15 protein-coding genes are annotated in these 20,788 nt (G+C 63.8%); 5 read left to right on the forward strand and 10 right to left on the reverse strand.

Annotated features, from left to right (window positions below):
• The first annotated feature begins 55 nt into the window (after nt 1-55).
• Both bufB and P3T42_RS10590 read left to right on the forward strand, forming a co-directional pair.
• A complete protein-coding gene (bufB, locus tag P3T42_RS10585; RefSeq protein WP_429306293.1) occupies nt 56-955 on the forward strand; it encodes an MNIO family bufferin maturase in 900 nt (299 codons plus the stop codon).
• Between the two features lie 555 nt (nt 956-1,510).
• Nucleotides 1,511-4,243 carry a LuxR C-terminal-related transcriptional regulator gene (locus tag P3T42_RS10590; protein WP_429305991.1) on the forward strand — a complete coding sequence of 911 codons (2,733 nt, stop codon included), beginning with the start codon at nt 1,511-1,513 and terminating at the stop codon, nt 4,241-4,243.
• Between the two features lie 18 nt (nt 4,244-4,261).
• On the opposite strand, the gene P3T42_RS10595 is transcribed toward P3T42_RS10590, so the two are convergent.
• From P3T42_RS10595 to P3T42_RS10625, 7 genes are all read right to left on the reverse strand, one after another.
• On the reverse strand, nt 4,262-5,548 hold the full coding sequence (locus tag P3T42_RS10595) for a DUF445 domain-containing protein (protein WP_429305992.1): 1,287 nt from the start codon (nt 5,546-5,548) through the stop codon (nt 4,262-4,264).
• Entirely contained in the window at nt 5,545-6,378 is an 834-nt protein-coding gene (gene phaZ, locus P3T42_RS10600; RefSeq protein WP_074295368.1) for a poly(3-hydroxyalkanoate) depolymerase, read from the reverse strand. The genes P3T42_RS10595 and phaZ overlap by 4 nt, the downstream gene beginning before the upstream one ends.
• A gap of 71 nt (nt 6,379-6,449) precedes the next feature.
• Nucleotides 6,450-6,872: a phasin family protein gene (locus P3T42_RS10605; protein ID WP_074295367.1), complete on the reverse strand. Its 423-nt coding sequence runs from the start codon at nt 6,870-6,872 to the stop codon at nt 6,450-6,452.
• A 61-nt stretch (nt 6,873-6,933) separates the two neighbouring features.
• On the reverse strand, nt 6,934-8,640 hold the full coding sequence (locus P3T42_RS10610; protein WP_429305993.1) for an alpha/beta fold hydrolase: 1,707 nt from the start codon (nt 8,638-8,640) through the stop codon (nt 6,934-6,936).
• Nucleotides 8,624-9,151, reverse strand: a complete 528-nt coding sequence (locus tag P3T42_RS10615) for a MaoC family dehydratase (protein WP_429305994.1) — start codon at nt 9,149-9,151, stop codon at nt 8,624-8,626. The genes P3T42_RS10610 and P3T42_RS10615 overlap by 17 nt, the downstream gene beginning before the upstream one ends.
• Nucleotides 9,148-10,812: a fatty acid--CoA ligase gene (locus P3T42_RS10620; protein ID WP_429305995.1), complete on the reverse strand. Its 1,665-nt coding sequence runs from the start codon at nt 10,810-10,812 to the stop codon at nt 9,148-9,150. The genes P3T42_RS10615 and P3T42_RS10620 overlap by 4 nt, the downstream gene beginning before the upstream one ends.
• Nucleotides 10,813-11,107: 295 nt before the next feature.
• Complete coding sequence (locus P3T42_RS10625; RefSeq protein WP_074295364.1) at nt 11,108-11,479, reverse strand: DUF6697 family protein; 372 nt, start codon at nt 11,477-11,479, stop codon at nt 11,108-11,110.
• Between the two features lie 370 nt (nt 11,480-11,849).
• On the opposite strand from P3T42_RS10625, the gene yghU reads away from it, so the two are divergent.
• The gene (gene yghU, locus P3T42_RS10630; protein ID WP_429305996.1) at nt 11,850-12,731 is read left to right on the forward strand and encodes a glutathione-dependent disulfide-bond oxidoreductase; all 882 of its coding nucleotides are present in this window, start codon (nt 11,850-11,852) and stop codon (nt 12,729-12,731) included.
• 163 nt (nt 12,732-12,894) lie between these two features.
• On the opposite strand, the gene P3T42_RS10635 is transcribed toward yghU, so the two are convergent.
• A complete protein-coding gene (locus tag P3T42_RS10635) occupies nt 12,895-14,388 on the reverse strand; it encodes an FAD-dependent monooxygenase (RefSeq protein WP_429305997.1) in 1,494 nt (497 codons plus the stop codon).
• A gap of 53 nt (nt 14,389-14,441) precedes the next feature.
• Here P3T42_RS10635 and P3T42_RS10640 point away from each other — a divergent pair, with 53 nt between their 5' ends.
• Nucleotides 14,442-15,080, forward strand: a complete 639-nt coding sequence (locus P3T42_RS10640; RefSeq protein WP_429305998.1) for a TetR/AcrR family transcriptional regulator — start codon at nt 14,442-14,444, stop codon at nt 15,078-15,080.
• A 93-nt stretch (nt 15,081-15,173) separates the two neighbouring features.
• Here the strand turns inward: P3T42_RS10640 and P3T42_RS10645 are convergent, their stop codons facing one another.
• The gene (locus P3T42_RS10645) at nt 15,174-16,082 is read right to left on the reverse strand and encodes a LysR substrate-binding domain-containing protein (RefSeq protein ID WP_074295360.1); all 909 of its coding nucleotides are present in this window, start codon (nt 16,080-16,082) and stop codon (nt 15,174-15,176) included.
• A gap of 125 nt (nt 16,083-16,207) precedes the next feature.
• Here P3T42_RS10645 and P3T42_RS10650 point away from each other — a divergent pair, with 125 nt between their 5' ends.
• Nucleotides 16,208-17,227, forward strand: coding sequence for a zinc-dependent alcohol dehydrogenase family protein (locus tag P3T42_RS10650; protein WP_429305999.1), 1,020 nt, complete (start codon nt 16,208-16,210; stop codon nt 17,225-17,227).
• 6 nt (nt 17,228-17,233) lie between these two features.
• Here P3T42_RS10650 and P3T42_RS10655 read toward each other — a convergent pair whose 3' ends face one another.
• Nucleotides 17,234-20,770 (reverse strand): ABC transporter ATP-binding protein, encoded by a 3,537-nt coding sequence (locus P3T42_RS10655; RefSeq protein WP_429306000.1) that lies wholly within the window; start codon nt 20,768-20,770, stop codon nt 17,234-17,236.
• Between the last annotated feature and the right edge of the window lie 18 nt (nt 20,771-20,788).

The raw sequence follows: 20,788 nt of genomic DNA on the forward strand, positions 1-20,788 counted from the left end.
GAACAATATCCCCAGCATCACCGCGGTGGGCGAGTCGGGCCGTCACCATGGCGTCATGCGTGGTGCTCGGGGGCCGGCCGGCACCAGTTTCAAGCACGAACACCTGGCCGCGATTCTCGCGGACGGACTGAAGGATGGCTTCTTCGAGGTTCACGCTGAAAACTATATGGGCGCCGGCGGCCCACCGCACCGGGCACTGACGGCCATCCGCGAGCACTATCCGCTCTCCCTTCACGGTGTATGCATGTCGATCGGCGGGCCTGACGTACTGGACGTCGCGCATCTGGCGCGCTTTCGCGAACTGGTGATCCGCTACGAGCCCATGCTGGTTTCCGAGCACCTCGCGTGGTCGTCGCACGGAGGCCAGTTCTTCAACGATCTCCTGCCTTTGCCGTACACGCAAGCCACGCTCGAACAGGTGTGCGAGCACATCGATCAGGTCCAGGATGCGATCAAACGCCCTCTCCTGCTTGAGAATCCGTCGACCTATGTCGCTTTCGCGTCCTCGACCCTGAGCGAAGCCGAATTTATCCGCATGGTCGTTCAACGGACCGGCTGCGGTCTGTTGCTGGACGTCAATAACGTGTTTGTTTCAGCGAGCAATCATGGTTTTTCCGCCGCAGCGTATCTTGATGCATTGCCGCTTGAAGCGGTGGGTGAAATACACCTCGCGGGACATAGCGAACAACACGACGACGAAAACGAACCGCTGCTGATCGATAGCCACGACTGCGCCATTTCCAGTTCCGTCTGGGACCTCTATCGGGATGTCGTTTCGCGCATTGGCGCGAAGCCGACGCTGGTCGAGTGGGACAGCAACCTTCCCAGTTGGCCCGTGTTGCGCGCTCAGGCGCTGTTGGCGCGGCACATCATGTCTCCTGGCTGCGCTCAAGCGAACCGGACTATCAAAACCGGTACCCAATCCCCACGAACCCGATCCATGGATCGGCCGTGATCCGCGTCTTGTTGGACAACACCGTCTGACCGTTGGCCGCGACGGAGTCGATCGTCGCGTTTGTCTTGACCCGAAGACGTAAACACGCCCGCAGCCGAACTGCTGCGCAACGAGGTTGCCGAAGAGGAACCGAAATCGAGCCACGTCCCGCCCATTGTCGAGATCAAGCTACCCGCACTCTGTCCCATCGCGCTTGAACACAGCGCGACCGATATTATCGCAAGGCCCGTGGATACCGTCTTCTTCATCGTCTCACTCCAGTTAATATGCAATCCGAAATATCATGTGTACCTGCTCAGATGAGTGCGATCCGTGCGTCGCGCGCTGTTCCGCTTCAGTCAGGTTCAGTTGAAAGCGGCACGCCAGACCCATGGGTTTGTGCACTGCAATGCAATTCCATCCATGACATAGGGCCCTGCCTACGGAGGTTGGGCGTATGATTTATGAACCTATGGTGTCTCAGCGCTGCCCCACGCAGAATCCCCCTTTAAGGGGAGCGCAATCGTATAGACGGGAAACGGTAGTCAGGGTCAACCCGAATGTCTGGAGCAACCGATGCACGCGACAGAAGCGATTCGTCCCAATAGCGCCCCGCTCTTTCTCGCCACGAAGGTCCTTCCGCCACGCCTGCGCGCCGGGCTGATCGACCGGCCGCGGCTCGTCCTGCTCTCCGAAAAGGCGGAATACGCACGGCTGACCGTCATCAAGGCGCCGGCCGGATACGGCAAGACGTCGCTGGCGCTCACGTGGCTCAAGCGCTTCAGTTCAGGTGGAGCGCTTGCCGCCTGGCTGTCGCTCGACGCCGACGACGACGAACCCACCCGCTTCTTCCATCACCTGGCGCGCGCCTTGCACAATGCATGCGCGAGCGTCGGTGCGTCGGCAATCAGTCTCACGTCGGAGGCCTCGCTGCCGCAGGCGCAAACCGTGGTGGCGACGCTGATCAACGAACTGATCGACGTCGACGAAGAGGTCTATCTGTTTGTCGACGACTATCACCTGATCGGCCAGCCCGTCATTCACGACGCGATGTCGTTCTTCATCGCGAATGCATCGTCGAACGTGCACGTGGTGATCTGCACGCGGACCGACCCGCCTCTCCCGCTTGCGCGGTTCGGAGCGGCCAATGATCTGCTCGAAATCGACGCGTCGACACTCCGCTTCAATTTCGACGAAACACAGTGCTTCATCGAACACGAGTGCCCCGGTGCGCTGCAGGCGGCCAGCGTCAAATCGCTGTTCGCCAGAACGGAAGGTTGGGCCGCCGCGCTGCGAATTTCCACGTCGGCGTTATCGCGCGACGAATACAAGCGCGATTCGGACATTAGCGTGCCCACGGGCGCGTCGCGGCCGTTCGCCGCCTACCTCGAAGACATGCTGAGGCGCTTGCCCGCCGACATGGTCGGCTTCATGTTGCGCACCTCCATCCTCGAGCGTCTCACCGCGCCGCTATGCGAAGCAGTGACAGGCCTCGACGCCAGGCAAGGCTTGCTGGACACGATTGCCGCGCGCCAGTTGCTGCTGGAGCCGCTCGATATCGAAGGACGCTGGTTCCGCTATCACCATCTGATGGGCGACTACTTGCGCCGCCGCCTGGAAACGCAGCATCGCGACGAACTGGCGGAGTTGCATCGCCGTGCGTGCGCGTGGTACGCCGGACAGTCGCTATGGACGGACGCCGTCAAACACGCCATTGCGGCGGGCGACACGGAAAAGGCGGTCTCGTTGATGGGCCATTGCGCAATGGCACTCGTCAGGAAAGGCGATCTGCTGACGCTGCTTGGCTGGCAAAGGCAGTTTCCGGCGGCGCTGATGCGTGGGCAAGTCAAGATCAGCCTTGCGATCGCATGGGGGCTGGCGCTCGCCATGCGCTTCGACGAAGCGCTCGCGATGCTGGATACGATCGAAGCCGACGCCGGCGCAGGCGCAGGCGATGAAGCAGACAATACGCGCTGGGAATGCCTTGGCATCCGCTCGGTGGTCGCCGGCTTGCAGGACGATGCGCCGCGCGCGCTGGCACTGGCCCAGCGCTGTCTCGCGCGGCCCTCCACCGACAGTTGGACCACCAACGCGGCGTCCAACGTTGCACGTTTCGGACACTGGAAAGCAGGCAATCTCGAAGCGCTGTATGCGACGCCCTGGATCCCCGATTCGATAGACGAAGACCAGCGCAACGTGTTCGCGTCTGTCTACCGGCTGTGCCTGCTCGGCCACGCCGAGATGCAACAGATGCACTTCGGGTTCGCCGAGCGCTATTTCAGCGAATCGATGCAGCTAGCCGAGCGCTATGCCGGTCCGAAGTCCATTTCAGCCGCACTCTGTGCGCCGATGCTTGCGCACATCTGGTACGAACAGGGCCGTCTGGATGATGCGGAAGCCTTGCTGGTCGAGCTGATGCCTGCGATGGACCTCGCGGTGCTGCTCGACAGCGTATTCATCGCGTATCGCGTGCTGGTTCGCATCGCTATCGCCCGGTCCAATCTGGAACAGGCCCACGCGCTACTCAATCAGGCCCAGACCCTGGGTTACGCCCGCGGCTGGAACAGGCTGCTTGCAGGCGTCGCCGTCGAACGGACACGGCTCTACCTCAAGGAAGGCCGAATCACGGAGGCCGCGGCATGTGTGGGTCAACTGGAGCAGCTCGTAGCCGCTCTAATGGCCGCTGCAGATCCGGTTTCCCCGGAGATTGACACGTTTCGCGCCCTCGCGGTCGGATGGTTGGCGATGGCCCAGAACCGCACGGAAGACGCGGTCGGCTCGTTGACCTCGGCCTTGCACAGCGTCGAAGAGCGGCATGGCGATTACCTTGCGCTCCGGTTGCGGACGGTGCTAGCCCTCATCTGGCTGCGCGGGAACGAACCGGCGCGCGCCGTCGAAGTTTTTCGCGGCGTCCTGAACGCCAACACGGACATTTACCGCTCGATTCTGGATCAGGGACCGGAAGTCGGACCGCTTCTGCAGGCCGTGCGCGACGACACGCGTGTCACGCCGCAAACGAAGGCGACCGTCGCCTACATCGATCGTCTGCTGGATGGCTGGCGAGCGCTGTACGGACCGGCAATCAAGCCCGCGCGCGAAATCGAATATGAACCGTTGAGCGCGCGGGAACGCGGCATTCTCGAACTCATCGCTCAAGGCCAGTCGAACAAGGAAATCGCCCGCACCCTCGGGATCGCTCCCGAGACGGTCAAGACCCACGTCAAGAACATGTTCATCAAACTGGCTGTCGACAAGCGGGCGCAAGCTGTCGCACGAGCCCAGGCCATGGGGCTGGTTGCCACCGTCTAGCCCGGTGCGGCGGGTTCTTCATCTTGCGAGCGCGAGCGTGGCGGCATGGAGCAGCACGCCAACCATCCCCCCGACGAACGTGCCGTTGATGCGGATAAACTGCAGATCGCGACCGATTTCCGTTTCGATCTTGCGACTGACTTCATCCGCTTTCCAGCTCTGCACCACCTCGGTAATCAGTGCGGACAACTGACGTCCGTACCGCGTGACGAGTTTGTCGGCCAGCGCAAGCCACCACGCGTTCAGCTTGCGCTGAATCGCAGGATCGCGACGGAGGGTCCTGCCGAACGAAACCAGCAGAACCGCCAGCGCGTTGCGACTCTCCGCATCTTTGGGGCCGAGTCGGGTGGTTGACCATGCACGCACATGCTCGAGCATCGCGCGGCGACTATCTGCCTTCCTGACATGGCGGATACAGTCGCGCATCAGGATGTGGCCGAAGCGCCGGTACTGGGAAGAGGTCTGCAATTGCGAAATGAGCGCCTGCAGCGCAGCGTCGAGCTGGCGACGAAGCTCATGCTCAGGATTGCCAGCCACTTCCCCAAGAAGCGCGACGATGCCTTCGATAAACTTCCTGACGATATAGGCGTCGAGCGGCGCCGGCGTGTAAAGCGACGCCTCGCTGAACTTGGCCCTGATCACGCCCGCGTTCGACGTCAGCCATGCCTTCAGCGCCTCGAGGCCGCAATCCAGCAACGGTTGATGTCGACCGGCATCGGTCAGCAACTGCAAAAGACGACCGGTTGCGCGCGACAGATCGAGTGTGCGCAAATGCGGTATGACGAACCCTTCGAATAGCCGCTGCAGGTCGTCCTCATCCATGCCGTCGAGCAATTCCACCAGCGAGTCCATGGCGACATCGGCCACACCGCGGCTGTTGCTCGGACGCGCGAGCCATCGGCCAAGCGCCTGGGTGGCGTTATAGCCGGCCAGCCTGAGCATCAGGAAGTCCGGCGCGAGGAAATTTTCATGGACGAAGTCGCCGAGGCGCTCGGCGATCCGCTGCTGGTTTTGCGAAATGATGGCCGTATGAGGAACGCGCAATCCCAAAGGACGACGGAACAAGGCGACGACCGCATACCAGTCCGCGATCGCGCCGACCGTGCCCGCCTCGGCAAACGCCCGCGGCCAGACGAGCCAGCCGTGAGCGCCCTGGTAGAGGTTACACGCCACCAACACGATGATCATCAAGGCCAGCAGGCTCGTCGCCGTCCAGCGCATCTGCTTGAGACGTCGCAAGGCCTGCTCTTCGCGCGCGTCCGCCGCCGGCCGCGCACTCCCGCCGCTGTCCGCGAAGAAACTCAACTCGACTCCAGCAGGAGAAACTTGCGTACCACCGGCGCGACTTCGCTAGCTCGCGAGATGAGAAACAGGTGGCCGTCATCAATTACGTAGAGCGTCGCATCGCGGATACGGGCGGCCAGAATCTTCGCATTGGTCAGCGGCACGATAGGATCGTCGCTACCGTGCATGACCAGGGTTCTCTGCCGCAGCGCGCCGAGCCAGGGCAAGCTGCTCCAGCCCGAAACGGCAAACAGCTGATAGAAATAGCCACGGCCACGCGGCGGCTGGATGTGCTTGCTGTGCGCCGCCAGCAACGCCGGATCGCGCCGGTAAGCACCGCCATATATCTCGGCGCCGATTTGCTGCAGATAGGCGGGATCGGTGTACCGTCGCGGCCCGATCAGCTTGGACAGCACCGACCATTTCCCCGGCACCATGATGACGCCAGGTGAAGTGGCCGCGAGAATCAGCCTGCGACAACGTTCGGGGTACAGGCGCGCAAACTGCTGCGCAAGCGCGCCGCCCCACGATACGCCCAGCACGTCGACCACGCCGGTATAACCGAGCCGCGACAGCAGCTTGTCCGTCAGCACGGACAAGGTCGAAAAACGATAGGGCACCACGGGCGCAGGCGACCCTCCAACACCCGGAATGTCGAAGACAATTCCACCCACATCGTCAAGCGCTGTGACGAAAGGCTCCACCAGTTCGAGATTGGCGCCGATGCCGTTGAAAATGAGCAACGGGGGCGAGGCGTCGCTGCCACGCCATGTCGCCACGCGCAACCTCTGCCCATCCAGATCGATCGTCTGGATTTGCATGCTGCAAGCGGACTCAGAGCTCGTATGCATTTCTATGTTCCGGATGATCTTCTGGAAGGACACTGGGTGAGTAAAGTGGGCAAGCCGGTGGGCATGCCGGATTACTGCTTAGGTTGAAGACGCGCCTTCAGTTCTTCAGCATGCTCCGCCACGCGCTTCGTGACGACGGCAAAACTGTCCGACTGCGCGCGGTATGCCGTCTCGGCGAGCGCCTGCATATCCACGAGCGCCTTGTGCAGCGCCTGCTGGACCACCTCGCCCGCGTTTGCCGCGGACTGGGCGCCGAACGGAGGCACGCGGCCGGCCAGCGATTGCAACTCGCTCAGCGTCGTACGGAGGATCTCCGACTGCTTCTGAGCCAGCGACTGTACGCCTGCGAGCGCGGTGGTGTTGGCTTCGGCAATCGCTTCGATATCCTTACGGCTCGAATCGAGGATGGCCCCGACGTCGACGCCGGGCAGCTTGAATTGCCCGATGACTTTCTTGTACTCGGCGAAAATGCTATTCGGATTGGTTGCATCCATGATCAATACTCCATAGTAACTGCGTTAAAAAAACGTTTTCATTGCGTGGCAATCGTTGCGCTCACGCTTCCATGACGTAGGTCCCAGGCGCCTTCACGCCGGCCGGATGCCGTTCGCTGCCAGGCGACGCCGGCGCGAGGCGGCGCTCGCCGGACCGGTCCGCAAGCCACTTGCACCAGTTGTCCCACCACGTGCCTTTTTCAGTCTGGGCATTGGCGAGCCAGGCGTCGGCACTGCCCTGCAGGTTGGGATTGAGGAAGAACTTCGCCTTCGGATTGCCGGGCGGGTTGATCAGGCTTTGTATATGGCCGCTCGAACTCAGCACAAAGCGCGTGTCGCCGCCGAATGCGCGCGCGGTGTTGTAGACACCCATCCACGGCGTGATGTGGTCGGTCATGCCGGCCACCACGTACTTGTCGCACGTCACGTCGGACAGGTCGATCGACGTGCCCAACACCGTCAGCGCACGAGGCTTGCTGAACAGATTGCCCGTGAAAATATCGAGCAACTGGCCGTGCATGCGTGCCGGCAGCCGGGTGGCGTCGTTGTTCCAGTACAGGATGTCGAATGCGGGCGGCGCCTTGCCCAGCAGATAATTGTTCACCCAGTAGTTCCAGACGAGATCGTTCGGTCTCATCCATGCGAACACGCGGCCCATTTCTTCGCCGGCCAGCACGCCTTTCGCCGTGCTGTTTTGCTTCGCGGCCGCGATGGCCTCGGGCGTGGCAAAGAGACCCAGTTGCGAGTCGGCGGTATTGTCGAGAACCGCGACCATCAGCGTCGCGGCGTTGACGCGCTGCTCTCCCCGGCTTGCGAGGTGGCCGAGAAGCGCCGAAATCGTCATCGCACCGGAGCAGGCGCCATGCAGATTGATGTCCTCGCTACCGGTGATGTCGCGCACAGCCTCGAGCGCTTCGAGCAACGCCGCGACATAGGTGTCGAGATCCCAATGACTCTGCGCGGCGGTAGGATTGCGCCAGCTCACCACGAAGACCTGAAACTCGTTCTTCACCAGATAGTTGACGATGCTCTTGCCTTCGGACAGATCGAAGACATAGAACTTGTTGATCTGCGGCGGCACGATCAGTTGAGGCCGGGCGTACACCTGCTCCGTGGCCGGCGCGTACTGGATCAGCTCAAGCACTTCGTTGCGAAACACCACCGCGCCCGCCGAGGTGGCCAGGTTTTCGCCCACCTTGAACGCCGTCTTGTCGACCTGGGCCGGCATGCCCTGATTCTGAAGCATGTCCGTCACGAGGTTCTTCACGCCGCCCAGCAGGCTCGCGCCGCCCGAATCGATGATCCGTTTGAGCGCTGCCGGATTGCCGAGCAAGGTGTTGGTCGGCGACAAGGCATCGGTGAGGAGCGACAGAACGAACTGCGCCCGCTCCTTGGTCGCCGCATCGAGTGCGGAGCGGTCCACAAACCCGGTCAGCGCGTTACGCCATGCCATGTACCCTTGAAGCGTCATGCGGTACAGCGAGTTGTCCTGCCAGGCAGGGTCGGCAAAGCGTTTGTCGCCTTGAGGCGGTACGCAGTTCGCGCTGCCTCCCAGCACCGCGAGCAGATCGCGGACCAGCGCCGCCTCCTGTTCCACCAGCAAGGCAGGTTGCCGTAGTGCTTGCGCGCCGATCTGCTGTGCGGTGGCAAGCACGTCGCGCGGCCGCAACCCGACAAACGGATTGGGTCCCAATATGCCCTCGGCGGCAGACGCCGCGACATCGTCCGGGTTCTGACGCCCTGTGTTTCCTTCAGTGCTTGCCGCCATGCTGCTGCTCCTCACTCATCTCTTTCCGACTCTTGAACGACGGTGCCTGGACGACCAGCATCGCCAGCGTCTCCGCGATCAACGCGGGCTTGTCCTCGCCTTCGATCTGCAACTCGTTCATCGTCTTGACGATGATCCGGCCGCCGTCCTTACGTTCGACCGACACCAGCGTCACGCGACTGCGCACCCTCGCTCCGGCCTTCACCGGCGCCATGAAACGCACCTTGTCCAGACCGTAGTTCACGCCTGCCGATGCATCCGCGGGCACAATGCCGATTTCGATGGCGAGTCCCGCCAGCAGCGAAAGCGTCAGGTAGCCATGGGCGATCGTGCCGCGATAGGGGCTTTCGCGTTTCGCACGCTCGACATCGACGTGAATCCACTGCCTGTCGCCCGTGCATGCCGCGAAGTTGTCGATGCGGGCCTGATCGACCACGATCCAGTCCGACACGCCCAGCTCACGGCCAATGAAGTCTTCGAGCGTCGCGACGCTGTAGTTTTCGATGCTCATCGTGCAGACTCCTGGTGCGAAGTGAACTGCTCGCGCAACCACTTTTTGTTGGTCTTGCCCACGCTGGTTTTCTCGAGCGCGTCCACAAACCTGACCTTCTGCGGCACCGCATACTTTGAAATGCGTCCCGTCGTGGCAAACTCCATCACGTGCTGCTTGATCTCGTCTTCCGTGACGACCGTGCCCGCCTTGAGCACTACCAGGGCAACCGGCCGCTCGCCCCACTTCTCGTCCTTGATCCCGATCACCGCGACTTCGGCAACGCCCGGGTGCCGTGAAATCAGGCTCTCGATTTCAAGCGACGAGACCCACTCCCCGCCCGACTTGATGACGTCCTTGATGCGGTCGGTGATCTGAACGCTGCCGGTCGGGTCGATGTTGGCGATATCCTGTGTATGCAGATAGCCGCCTGCCCACAGGTCCGTGGATGCCTGAGGATTGTTCAGATAGCCCTGTGTCAACCACGGAGCGCGCGCGACGATCTCACCGAACGCCTTGCCGTCGTGTGCGACCTCGTCCATCGCGTCGTCGACGATGCGCAGATCGACGAGCGGAACGGGATACCCGGCCTTGCAACGCAGCCGCACTTCCTCCTCGGGATCGAGCGTTCCGCTGTGCGGCGGCAACTGGGCAAGGCTCAACACGGGGCAAGTCTCCGACATGCCATAGCCGGTGAATACGTCGATGCCGTGATCGAGCGCCGCGCGGGCGAGACCATGCGGCAACGCCCCACCCCCGATGATCACTTTCCACTTGCTGAAGTCCGTCTGCTTTGCGTCGTCGGCGGACAGCAGCATGTGCAGGATCGTGCCCACGCAATGCGAGAACGTGACGCCCTCGTCGCGCACGAGCTGCAGAAGACGCTCCGGCACGTAGCGGCCCGGATAGACCTGCTTCACGCCGAGGACCGTGGCGATGTACGGCATTCCCCATGCATGCACATGGAACATCGGCGTCAACGGCATGTACACGTCACCGCGGTGGAAACGCTGACCCGACTCCGGGCTCGACAACGCCGCCATCAACGTGATGGTGTGCAACACCAGTTGCCGATGCGAGAAGTACACGCCCTTGGGCAGACCTGTCGTTCCCGTGGTGTAAAAGGTGGTGGCGCGAGTGTTCTCATCGAAGTCCGGAAAGTCGAAACTCGTCGGACTTTGCGCGAGCATCGTTTCGTATTCCGTCGCGAAGGCGATCGAATGAGCGCAGCTATCGCTGCCCGGTTCGTCGATCCACACGAAGGTGCGAACTGTCTCAAGCTGATCCTTGATCGCCTCGACTACCGGCAGGAAGTCGGTATGAACGAACAGCACCTCTGCGCCCGCATGGTTGATGGTGTAGGCAATCTCCGCGTGCGACAGCCGCACATTGACGGTCTGAAGCACCGCGCCCATCATCGGCACAGCGAAATACGACTCCAGATAACGGTGGCTATCCCAATCCATGACCGCCACCGTCGTGCCGTACCGTACGCCTAACTGATGGAGCCCGTTGGCAAGGCGCGCGATGCGCTCGCGCAGGGTGGCATAGTTCATCCGCACCTGATCGCGGTAGACGATCTCCTGCTGCTGCGCCTGAACGAACGGCGTATGAAGCAGCTGCTTGATCAGCAGTGGATAGGCATAGGGTGATGGCGTCGAGTGCTGCGCGGCGTCCTGCATAGATGTCTCCTTCAAGCGGGAAATAAGTCGGGCTGACACAGGTCAACGAGGCTTATCACGCACGGTGGCACCCCGATTGACGCCATCATGAAATCCGGCAGGAGAAACGGCCATCCCCTGAACAGGGGAGCCTGGTGGGGCGAGGAGTACATGGGCCCGGGGTCCGATGGAACCCCAATAGCAGGCCTCTGAGAGTAATGCGGGGAGCGGAGAAACGATCGAACGGTGCATCCGGTCGGCGCCGGCAGCGCCGACCGGCCGGACACGCGCCATTCAGCGCATCAAATGCGATGATTCAACGGCGCTTCATCTTGATCACGCGCGAAATCTGGCCCAGCGTAAAGCCACTGTTCCTGACGTACTTTTCGTAGTCGAGCGGAGCGGTCAGCGATTCGTCCGTGACGTACTCGCCCATATAGCGAAAGCGGTCGGATGCCGTTCGCACGAATACCGGAACCGGGTCTGTCTGCCGCGCAAGCGTTCGACCGGCCGCGCGGGCGGCGGCACTGCCGTCGCACACAATGACGTCCGGGGCATACGGGTTCAGATCCTGGCGCAATCGCGCGGCCACGACCTTGCCGCCTTTCACGGGCAGGAAGGCCTGCTTGCATCCCCCCGTTACGCTGTGAATGTCTTCCCGGGAATATTCCTTGCCGATTTCAAACATGAGTTCGCTCCTGACAATAACGCCTGACTAAGGCCTAGCGGCGTCAAGCGGAGCGATGATATCGGCCTCCATCTAAATCCGTTGTAAAGAGTGTGAGCGGTTGAGTAAAGGAAGTATGCAAAGCCGTTTCCGCACGTTGCGCATTTGCCATCCACCGGATGGTGTCGGCTTTTCCATATTTTTGTTCGGATTCCTCAGGCATTCTCTTCGCCGCTTGCCCGGCGTTCACGACAACATGCAGTTGCGCGAGTTGCCGGGCGGATTCCGCGTCGTGCGGCTTTGCGGCGTTCTCACGTCGTCAGCACGTTCTCCGGCAATTTGTTAATCTCGCTTCGACACCCCTATTCCCACGATGCAAGGAGCGTGAAGCATGAGCACAGCCGACTACGAGCCGCCGAAGGTCTGGACCTGGAACAAGGACAATGGCGGCCGTTTCGCCAACATCAACCGCCCGATCTCGGGACCGACGCACGACAAGGACTTGCCGGTCGGCCAGCATCCCCTGCAGCTCTATTCGTTGGCAACACCCAACGGCGTCAAGGTCACGGTGATGCTCGAAGAGCTGCTGGCGCTCGGCCACAGCGGTGCGGAATATGACGCGTGGCTGATCCGGATCGGCGACGGCGAACAGTTCGGCAGCGGCTTCGTGGGCGTGAACCCGAACTCCAAGATCCCCGCGCTGCTCGATCGCAGCGGTGCGAAGCCCATCCGGGTGTTCGAGTCCGGCGCGATTCTGCAATACCTCGCCGAGAAATTCGGCGCGTTTTTGCCGACCGAAGCCGGCGCGCGCGCCGAATGCCTGTCATGGCTGTTCTGGCAGATGGGCAGCGCGCCGTATCTGGGCGGCGGCTTCGGCCATTTCTATGCGTACGCCCCCAGCAAATTCGAATACGCGATCGACCGCTTCGCGATGGAGGTAAAGCGTCAGCTCGACGTCCTCGACAAGCAGCTCGCCGATAACGAATACATCGCGGGAAGCGAGTACACGATCGCCGATATGGCCATCTGGCCTTGGTACGGCGGGCTGGTAAAAGGCTGGCTCTATGAGGCGGGCGAGTTTCTCTCGGTGCAGGATTATCGGCATGTCCAGCGTTGGGCGGATGCGATCGGTGAACGCCCGGCCGTGCGGCGCGGACGCAAGGTCAATCGCGTGTTCGGCGAGCCGGCGGATCAGTTGCATGAACGCCATGCGGCCAGTGACTTCGATACGCGGACGCAGGATAAGCTTGTCGAATCCGCCGACAAGCTCTGACGAGACAAAACCAGGACGCCGCCGGGTTTTACTGCTGGATGTCGCTGGGCTTGAGAGCCCAACGGCGCGTCGAGAACGTCGTGCGCGAATGGATGGACCGGCGCACCCTCGCGCACGAAAGCGCCTCGACTGTGGAGATCGCGGCGCTTTGCGAAAGACAGCGCTAGAACCAGCGACGCAGCGCTTCCTCCAGGCCGTCGATGCCGTTCCCCTCGCCGGCCCAGGCAACGCAGGCATCGGGACGAATCAGCATCGATGGGCCCGTATCGACGGCGACGCAACGCACTCTCTGCGTGGTGGTTGCAACGAGCGTGGAAGCGTTGCCGCCGGTTGAGGCGTCGAGAAGCACACCCATGCCGTCCTGCATGACGTCGTACAGCGAGACGTTCGCACCGCCTTGGCCGATCGGCCTGTCGCCGATCAGCCGTCCGACGTCGTCCCGCTCCGAGCCGAAATCGTAACGGGTGGAAAGACCGCGCATCATCTCGCTGATGAGGCGATTGACGTCATCGAGCTGTATGAGGTTTGCGATGAGGTCCCGCATCGCACCCGATTGCGGATCGGGCCGCAAGATCGCGACCTGGGCCAGGGTGTTGGCCAGCACGGCCTCGGCGACGGGGCGCCGCTCGGCCGTGTAGGTGTCGAGCAGGCTGTCGGGCAGCTCGCCGCGAACGACCGCGGCGAGCTTCCAGCCGAGGTTGGCCGCGTCCACGAGTCCAAGGCTCAGGCCCTGACCGCCGAACGGTGAATGGACATGCGCCGCATCGCCGGCAAGCAGCACTCTGCCCCGGCGGTAGGTATCGGCAAGCCGCGTGTTGTCGGCCCATCGGCTGCCGCTTTCGAGCGCTGTCACACGGACGTCCCCGCCGCTGATGCGGCGTAGCACAGCCTCGACTTCCTCGCGTGTGACAGGCGCCTGCCGATCTTCAGGCGTACCGATGAAGTCCAGCATGAACAGCCGGCCAGGAACAGGCCCATAAGAAAACACGCCATCCGATGTGCGACGCCAACCAATAGGCAACAGACGCTCAGGATGGTCGATCTCGGCGATGACCTGGTAGAACGTCGAGGTGGGAGCCGTGCCGGGGAAATCAAAGCCGGCCATCTTGCGGACGAAGCTGCGGCCCCCGTCGCAACCCACGAGCCAGGCGCAGCGGATCCGGCCTGGGCCTCGCGGAGAGGCCCACTCGACGTCGATGCCATCTGCCTGCTCGACGAAGCGCGTCACATCGCACTCGCGGCGAACCTCGACACCAAGCGCACGCGCGCGGTCGGCCAGGATGGCTTCGAGCCCCTGCTGACCCACCGCGCAGGCGCGCCGTTCCGGCTCGTTCTGCGCGTCCTTTCTGATCAGCAGGCCCGCGAAATGGCCGCTGAACTTCGCCGCCCGGACGCGTAGGTCCGCGCCGGTCTGCTCGGTGAACTGCTTCATCACCGCGAAACTGCGCGCCTCTTCGGTGACGATGCCCGCCGCCATCCCGCGACGCTGTAACGCTTCGCATGCAAGCGGGCCGACCGCCATGGCCTTCATGGCCTCGCTCGCGGCGGCGAGCCGTTCCAGCACGACGACGCGCACGCCGCCCAAGGTCAGCTCAATGGCGGTCAGGAGTCCGACCGGCCCGGCACCCACCACAACGACATCAACTGTTGTTGACATATACTTAATCCAAATGTGTACTCAGTACATTTATTATGCGGTAAAATGGCGACATGTCAATCCCAGCCGATCGCCGATCCCGTAAGCGCCTTGCCACGCGGCAAGGCATCTCCAATGCCGCCACGCGCCTATTCCTCGAGCGGGGCTTCGACAACGTGACGGTGGACGAGATCGCGTCCGCCGCCGACGTCGGACGGATGACGGTGTTCAATCACTTTCCGCGCAAGGAGGACATGTTCTTCGATCGCGACGAAGAGGGTCGCGAGATGCTGCGCGAAGCGTTGCGGCGGCACGATCCCGGCGTGGCTCCGATCGAGACCTTGCGTCTGCTCGCTCATCGGCTGGTTGCGGAACGGAGCCCGTTCATCGAATTTTCTGTGGCGAGCCAGGGCTTCATCGAGACGATCGAGGGCAGCGGAACCCTCAAGGCTCGAGCGAGAGCGATACGCGATGAACTTGCGCAAGTCGTCACGGTGGCGCTATCCGAATGCGTCGGGCGAAAACCTGGCGATCCCGACGCTCATCTGGCGGCCGATCTGCTCCTCGCAACGTGGACCGTGGCCCTCATCCAGGCGCACCGGACGTTTCGGCAGAAGCAGGATGCAGAGGAGGCAAAGGCCGTCTTTCTCGCGATTGTCGATAAGGGAAGCGTTGGCCTGAAGGCCGCGTTGGCGGGCACGCCTTACGCGTGAACGCCCGCGTGCGCCGATACGTTTTCGCCGATACTCTCTGCATCTCCTATGGAGCCGATTAGGAATCCCAACCTGACCAAACCCGCACCGCGCTCAGATCCTGGCCAGCACCCGAGGTATCTCTTCGACCAGCGCATCGACTGCGACGCGTACCTTGGACGGGATGTGCCGCGACTGCGAGCGCAATAAGTGCACCTCCGCGCCCTGCACGCTGTTGCTGTCCATCACGAGCGCGAGGCGGCCGTCGCGCAGATACGGCGCCATGAGCCAGCACGGCAACCATGCGAGGCCCGCGCCAGCCGCGGCGGCGTCCGCAATGGCCTGGAGATCGTCGTAGCGCAGGCGCGAGGCAACACGGACCTCCTGCACTTCGCCGTCTGCCCCGAGCACGCGCCACGGCATGCTCTGTCCGCCACGCCCGTAGGCAACGCCGACGAGCGAGCCAAGCTCGGCGAGGCCTGACGGCTGGCCGTTTCGCTCAAGCCAGCCGGGCGACGCGCAAATGCCCATCCGCTGAACGCCAAGCCGGCGCCCGACCAGCGTTGCATGGTCCGGCAGCGCTCCGATTCGCACCGCAATGTCAAAGCCGTCTTCAACCAGATCCGCGACACGATCGCTGAACGACATCTCGACGTCGAGCAACGGATAGCGCTCGATCAGCTTCAGCATCACCGGTGCGACACACTGCCGGCCGAACAGCACGGGCGCGGTAATCCGCAGCCTTCCCGACGGCTCGCGGCGGCCGGCATCGAGCGCGGCCTCCGCCGCGCCGAGTTCAGCCATAACGCGACGGCACTGGTCGTAGTACGCGTGCCCCTCGTCGGTCAGGCTCAAACGGCGCGTGGTTCGCTGCAGCAAGCGCACGCCGAGACGCTGCTCGAGCCGGTCCACGATCTTCGCTATCGCAGAGCGCGTGACGCCAAGGCGTTCGCCCGCAGCGGCGAAACTGCCGGCATCCACCACGTCCACAAACTCGGCCACGCCTCTTAGCCGGTCGTCCATCGCATGCCCCTCCATCGCTGCCGCCTTTGTCTCCTGCCAGGCGACGGTAAGTCGTCAATATCTCGCCAATGCGTCCTTTGAGGCAACACTACCATAGGGACTTCTTTCTATCTCGAGAGGTCGCTATGAATGCATGGACATTGAAACCTGGCGCGGGTATCGCCGGTTTGCAGCGAAGCGATGCGACGGCCCGCCCGGCGGGGCCGGACGACGTCGTCGTCAGGATTCACGCAGCGTCGTTGAACTATCGGGATTTGATGTTCGCGCGCGGCGACTATCTCGGCCTCGCCGATGCTCCACTGATCCCGCTGTGCGATGGCGCGGGCGAAGTAGTCGAGGTCGGCCGCAACGTGACCCGCTTCAAACCGGGCGATCGCGTCATCAATACGTATTTCCCGCATTGGATAGATGGCGGCCCCGCGCCGTGGAAGGTCGGCGGTTCGCCGGGCGCGCAGTCGGACGGGGTGCTGGCCGAGCGGTTCGTGGTCGATGAAGCGGCCCTTGTGCCGATCCCGGCTCACTTGAGCTACGACGAGGCGTCCACGTTATCGTGTGCCGGCGTCACGGCATGGAACGCATTGTTCGCGGACGGCGATGCCAAACCCGGCTCGACGGTGGTGCTGCTCGGCACAGGCGGCGTGTCGATCTACGCATTGCAACTGGCGCACGCGGCGGGACTGCGCACCATCATTACGTCGTCGAGCAACGAAAAACTGGAACGCGCACGCCAACTGGGCGCCGACGCGACGATCAACTACCGGGCCACGCCCGAATGGCAGAACGAAGTCCTCCGCCTGACCGAGGGCGCAGGCGCCGATATCGTCGTGGAAGTCGGTGGACGGGACACGCTGCCGAGGTCGGTTGCGGCGACGAAAATGGGCGGACTGGTGTCGATCATCGGCGGCGTGAGCGGCTTTAGCGGACCGCAGCTCGAACTGCTATCCGTGATTGGCGGCATCAAGCGGCTGCACGGCATCATGGTAGGCAGCCGCTCGATGCTCGATGAGGTGGCCCGGTTCGTGGGCCTCCATCAGATCCGGCCCGTTGTCGATAGCGTGTTTGGCTTTGACGACGCCCCCGCCGCCTACCGGCATCTCGAGTCAGGCCAGCACTTTGGCAAGGTGGTGATTCGCTTCGACCGCTAAAAACCGCTACGCGGCCACCACACCCGACTGATGCGCAACCAGCCGCGCATACGCCCCGCCGGTCGCCAGCAGTTCGTCGTGACTGCCGGCCTCGACGACCCGGCCGGCATCCATCACCAGAATCGTGTCGGCGTTCTGAATCGTGGACAGGCGGTGCGCAATGATGATGGAGGTGCGCGCCGCCATCAGTTCGTCGAGCGCGGCGCGGATCTGCTGCTCGCTGATCGTGTCCAGATGCGAGGTGGCCTCGTCGAGCACGAGGATCGGCGCGTCCTTCAGGAACGCGCGGGCAATCGCGACCCGCTGACGTTGCCCGCCCGACAACTGCACGCCACGCTCACCCACCTGGGTAGCCAGTCCGTCCGGCAAGCGTTCGACAAACTCGCTCAGCGCGGCCCGGTCGAGCGCGCGACGCACGTCCGCGTCGGACACATCGCGCCCGGCGAGACGGATGTTGGCCTCGAGTGTGTCGTTGAACAGATAGGTGTCCTGCGCGACCAGCGCGATATGGCTGCGCAAGTCGTCGAGGCGCAACCGGCGCAAGTCGACGCCGCCTAACGTGATGGCGCCTTGCTGCGGATCCCAGAAGCGCAGCAGCAGATTGGCCACCGTCGACTTGCCCGCGCCCGACGCACCGACCAGCGCAACGGTGCTGCCGGGACGCACGGCAAAGCTGACCCGCTCCAGTGCCGGTGCGCCGCGCCCCGGGTAAGCGAAGCTCACCGCGTCGAGTCGCACCTGCGGATTCGTGGGGACCGGGAGGTCGCCGTCGGTGACCGGTTCAGGCTCCGCTTCGACGACATGCAGGCGCCGCGTCGACGCGATCGTGTCCGCCAGTTGACGCGCTACCTGGCCAATCTCGGCCACCGGCATGAAGGCGGCCACGGAGACCAGCACCAGCAGCGGCAGCCATTCATGCGCAAACCAGCCGCGCGAAGACAGCACGGCTCCGAGCAACGCGACGGCCAGACCGCCCAGGCCGGTCGCCACCTCGAGCGCGGCGCTCTGGCGCGACAGGTCATCCAGCAGAGCCGAGCGCTGCTTCTGATAGGTAGCGGTATCGGCGAGAAATACCTCGCGGCGGCGCCCGGTGGCCTGGAAGGCGGCGAGTTCGGCGAGGCCTTGAATCGTTTCCGTGAGATGCGCGCCCAATAGCCCCAGCGCCGCGCGCGCCTGACCACCCAGGCGATCGATCTTGCCGCGCGCGAACAACGGCGTCAGGCCTGCCCAGGCGAGGAAAGGCAGCAGCACCAGGGCGAGCGGCCAGGCTGCCCAGGCCAGCAGCGCCAGCACACCGGCGGGGATCAGCACCGCGACGAAAGCCGGGGCCACGGTGTGGGCGTAGAAATACTCGACCGTCTCCACATCCTGGGTTGCCAGCGCCACCAGATCGCCGGAGCGCCGGCGCAGGAGATAAGCGGGCGCGAGGCGCTCGAGCTTGGCGAACAAGGCGATGCGCATTTCCGCCAGCAGCCGGTAAGCCATGTCGTGCGCCAGCCAGGATTCCAGCCAGTGCAGCGTCGCCGCAGCGGGGGCCGCGAGCAATAACCCCACCGTCAGTCCCAGCACCGGTCGTCCCGACGCGACCCCGGCCACCACGAGCGCACCCAGCACACCTACGCCAATAAAAGCCAGCACCCGGCCTACGCCGCACAGCACGGTCAGCGCGAGTTTCACGCGCCACGGCCAGACGAAGCGCAACAGGGTCCGCAAGGTATCGCCCCAGCCGATGTCCGCCGCGTCCTCGGCAAGCGCCCTCACCTGCGGTCCCGACGACGCCGGCGCGGCACGCAGTTGTTCCATCGCCACCGGACGTTCGGCGGTCGCCGCGACCTGCGGTCCCATCAGACGGCGATAGGCGCCGGAGCGGGTCATCAGTTCGGTATGCGTACCACTTTCGACGACGCGCCCCTGATCCAGCACGAGGATCCGGTCGGCGCCGATCACGCTCGACAGCCGATGCGCCAGGATCAAGGTGGTGCGGCCTTGCATCAGCCGGTCCAGTGCCTGCTGGATGATCGCCTCGTTTTGCGCGTCGACGGCGGACAGCGCCTCGTCCAGCAGGAGGATGGGCGCGTCGCGCAGCAACGCGCGGGCAATCGCGATGCGTTGGCGCTGTCCGCCGGACAGCGTGGCGCCCCGTTCGCCGATGCGGGTCGCGTAACCGTCCGGCAGCGCCATGATGAAGTCGTGGATATTGGCGGCCGTGGCTGCGGCGATCATCTCCACGTCGCCGGCATCGTGACGGCCGAGCCGCAGGTTGTCGGCAATCGTGCCGTCGAACAGCGTGCTGTCCTGGGAGACGATCGCGATCATGCCGCGCACCTGGTCCGGGTCGAGCGTGCGGATGTCGTGACCGCCGATGCGGATCGCGCCCGCCTGCGCATCGTGCTGGCGCAGCAACAGGCGCAGGATGGTGGACTTGCCAGCGCCGCTCGGCCCGACAATGCCGACGGTCTCGCCGGCGCCGATCTCGAAGCTGAGTCCGGCATGGGCGTCGGCACGACGGCCCGGATAGGCGAAGCCGACGTTGTCGAACGTGATGCTGGCGCGCAACTCCGGCACGTGGGCCGCGCCGCCGGCCGGCGCGTCGCTGCGCGCTTCCAGCAGCGTATGGATGGCGTTCGCCGCCGATTGCCCGATCATCCCCTGATGCAGCACGGAGCGCAGATCGCGCAGCGGACGGAAAATTTCCGTTCCGGCCATCAGGATGATCAGCAGCGCTTCGAGGCTCATGGCGCCATGGCTCACGCGCCACGCGCCGAGCGCGATGGCGGCGGCCGCGCCCAGTCCAGTGCCGAGATCGGTGAAGAAACGGGTGAGCAGGCCCAGCGCCAGCACCCAGAACGTGCTGTCGGACAAAGCCCGGGCGCGCCCCGCGAGTTTTTGCGCGAAGGCGGCACTCTGGCCGAAGGCCTTGAGCGTCGGCAGGCCCTGCACCGCGTCGAGAAACTCTTCGCCAAACGCCTTGAAAGCTTTCGCGCGGGCGATGGCCGCGTGCTTGTCGGCGTTGTGGACCAGCATCGGCAATGCGAGCGTCGCGAGCGCGGCGACCAGCAGCACGGCTGCAGTCGGCACGTCCCACCAAGCCAGCACGGCGAAGATCACCACCGGCGCGCAGGCGGCGATGACGAGCTGCGGCACGTAAGCGCCGAAGAAGGTCTGCAACTGCTCCACGCCGTCGATGACCGCCAGCATCACGCCGCCGGTGCGCTCCGCGCCGAACCACGCCGGGCCAAGCTCGGCGATGCGGTCGAACAGGCGCGCGCGCAGCACCGACTGCACGCGCCCGGCCGTGCCCTGCGCCAGCACGATCCGGCGATGATCGAGCCACGCGCGCAGCAACATGCAGGCCACCGTGCCGGCCGCCGCCAGCGCCACTTGCTGCGCCGGCGCGCCTTTGAAGGCCAGCGCGAGGACCCGGCCGAGGAAGACGAAGCGCAAGACGCCCAGGCCCATGGCGAGCAATCCGAGGCCCACTGCGCCGGCCACGCGCAGGCGCAACCCTGCCATCATCAACCACAACCTGCTGTCGAAATACATCCCTGGTCTCCAATCGGT

Origin of the sequence: Paraburkholderia sp. GAS38 (assembly GCF_050434965.1) — a bacterium.
In the GTDB taxonomy this organism is placed as follows: domain Bacteria; phylum Pseudomonadota; class Gammaproteobacteria; order Burkholderiales; family Burkholderiaceae; genus Paraburkholderia; species Paraburkholderia phenazinium_A.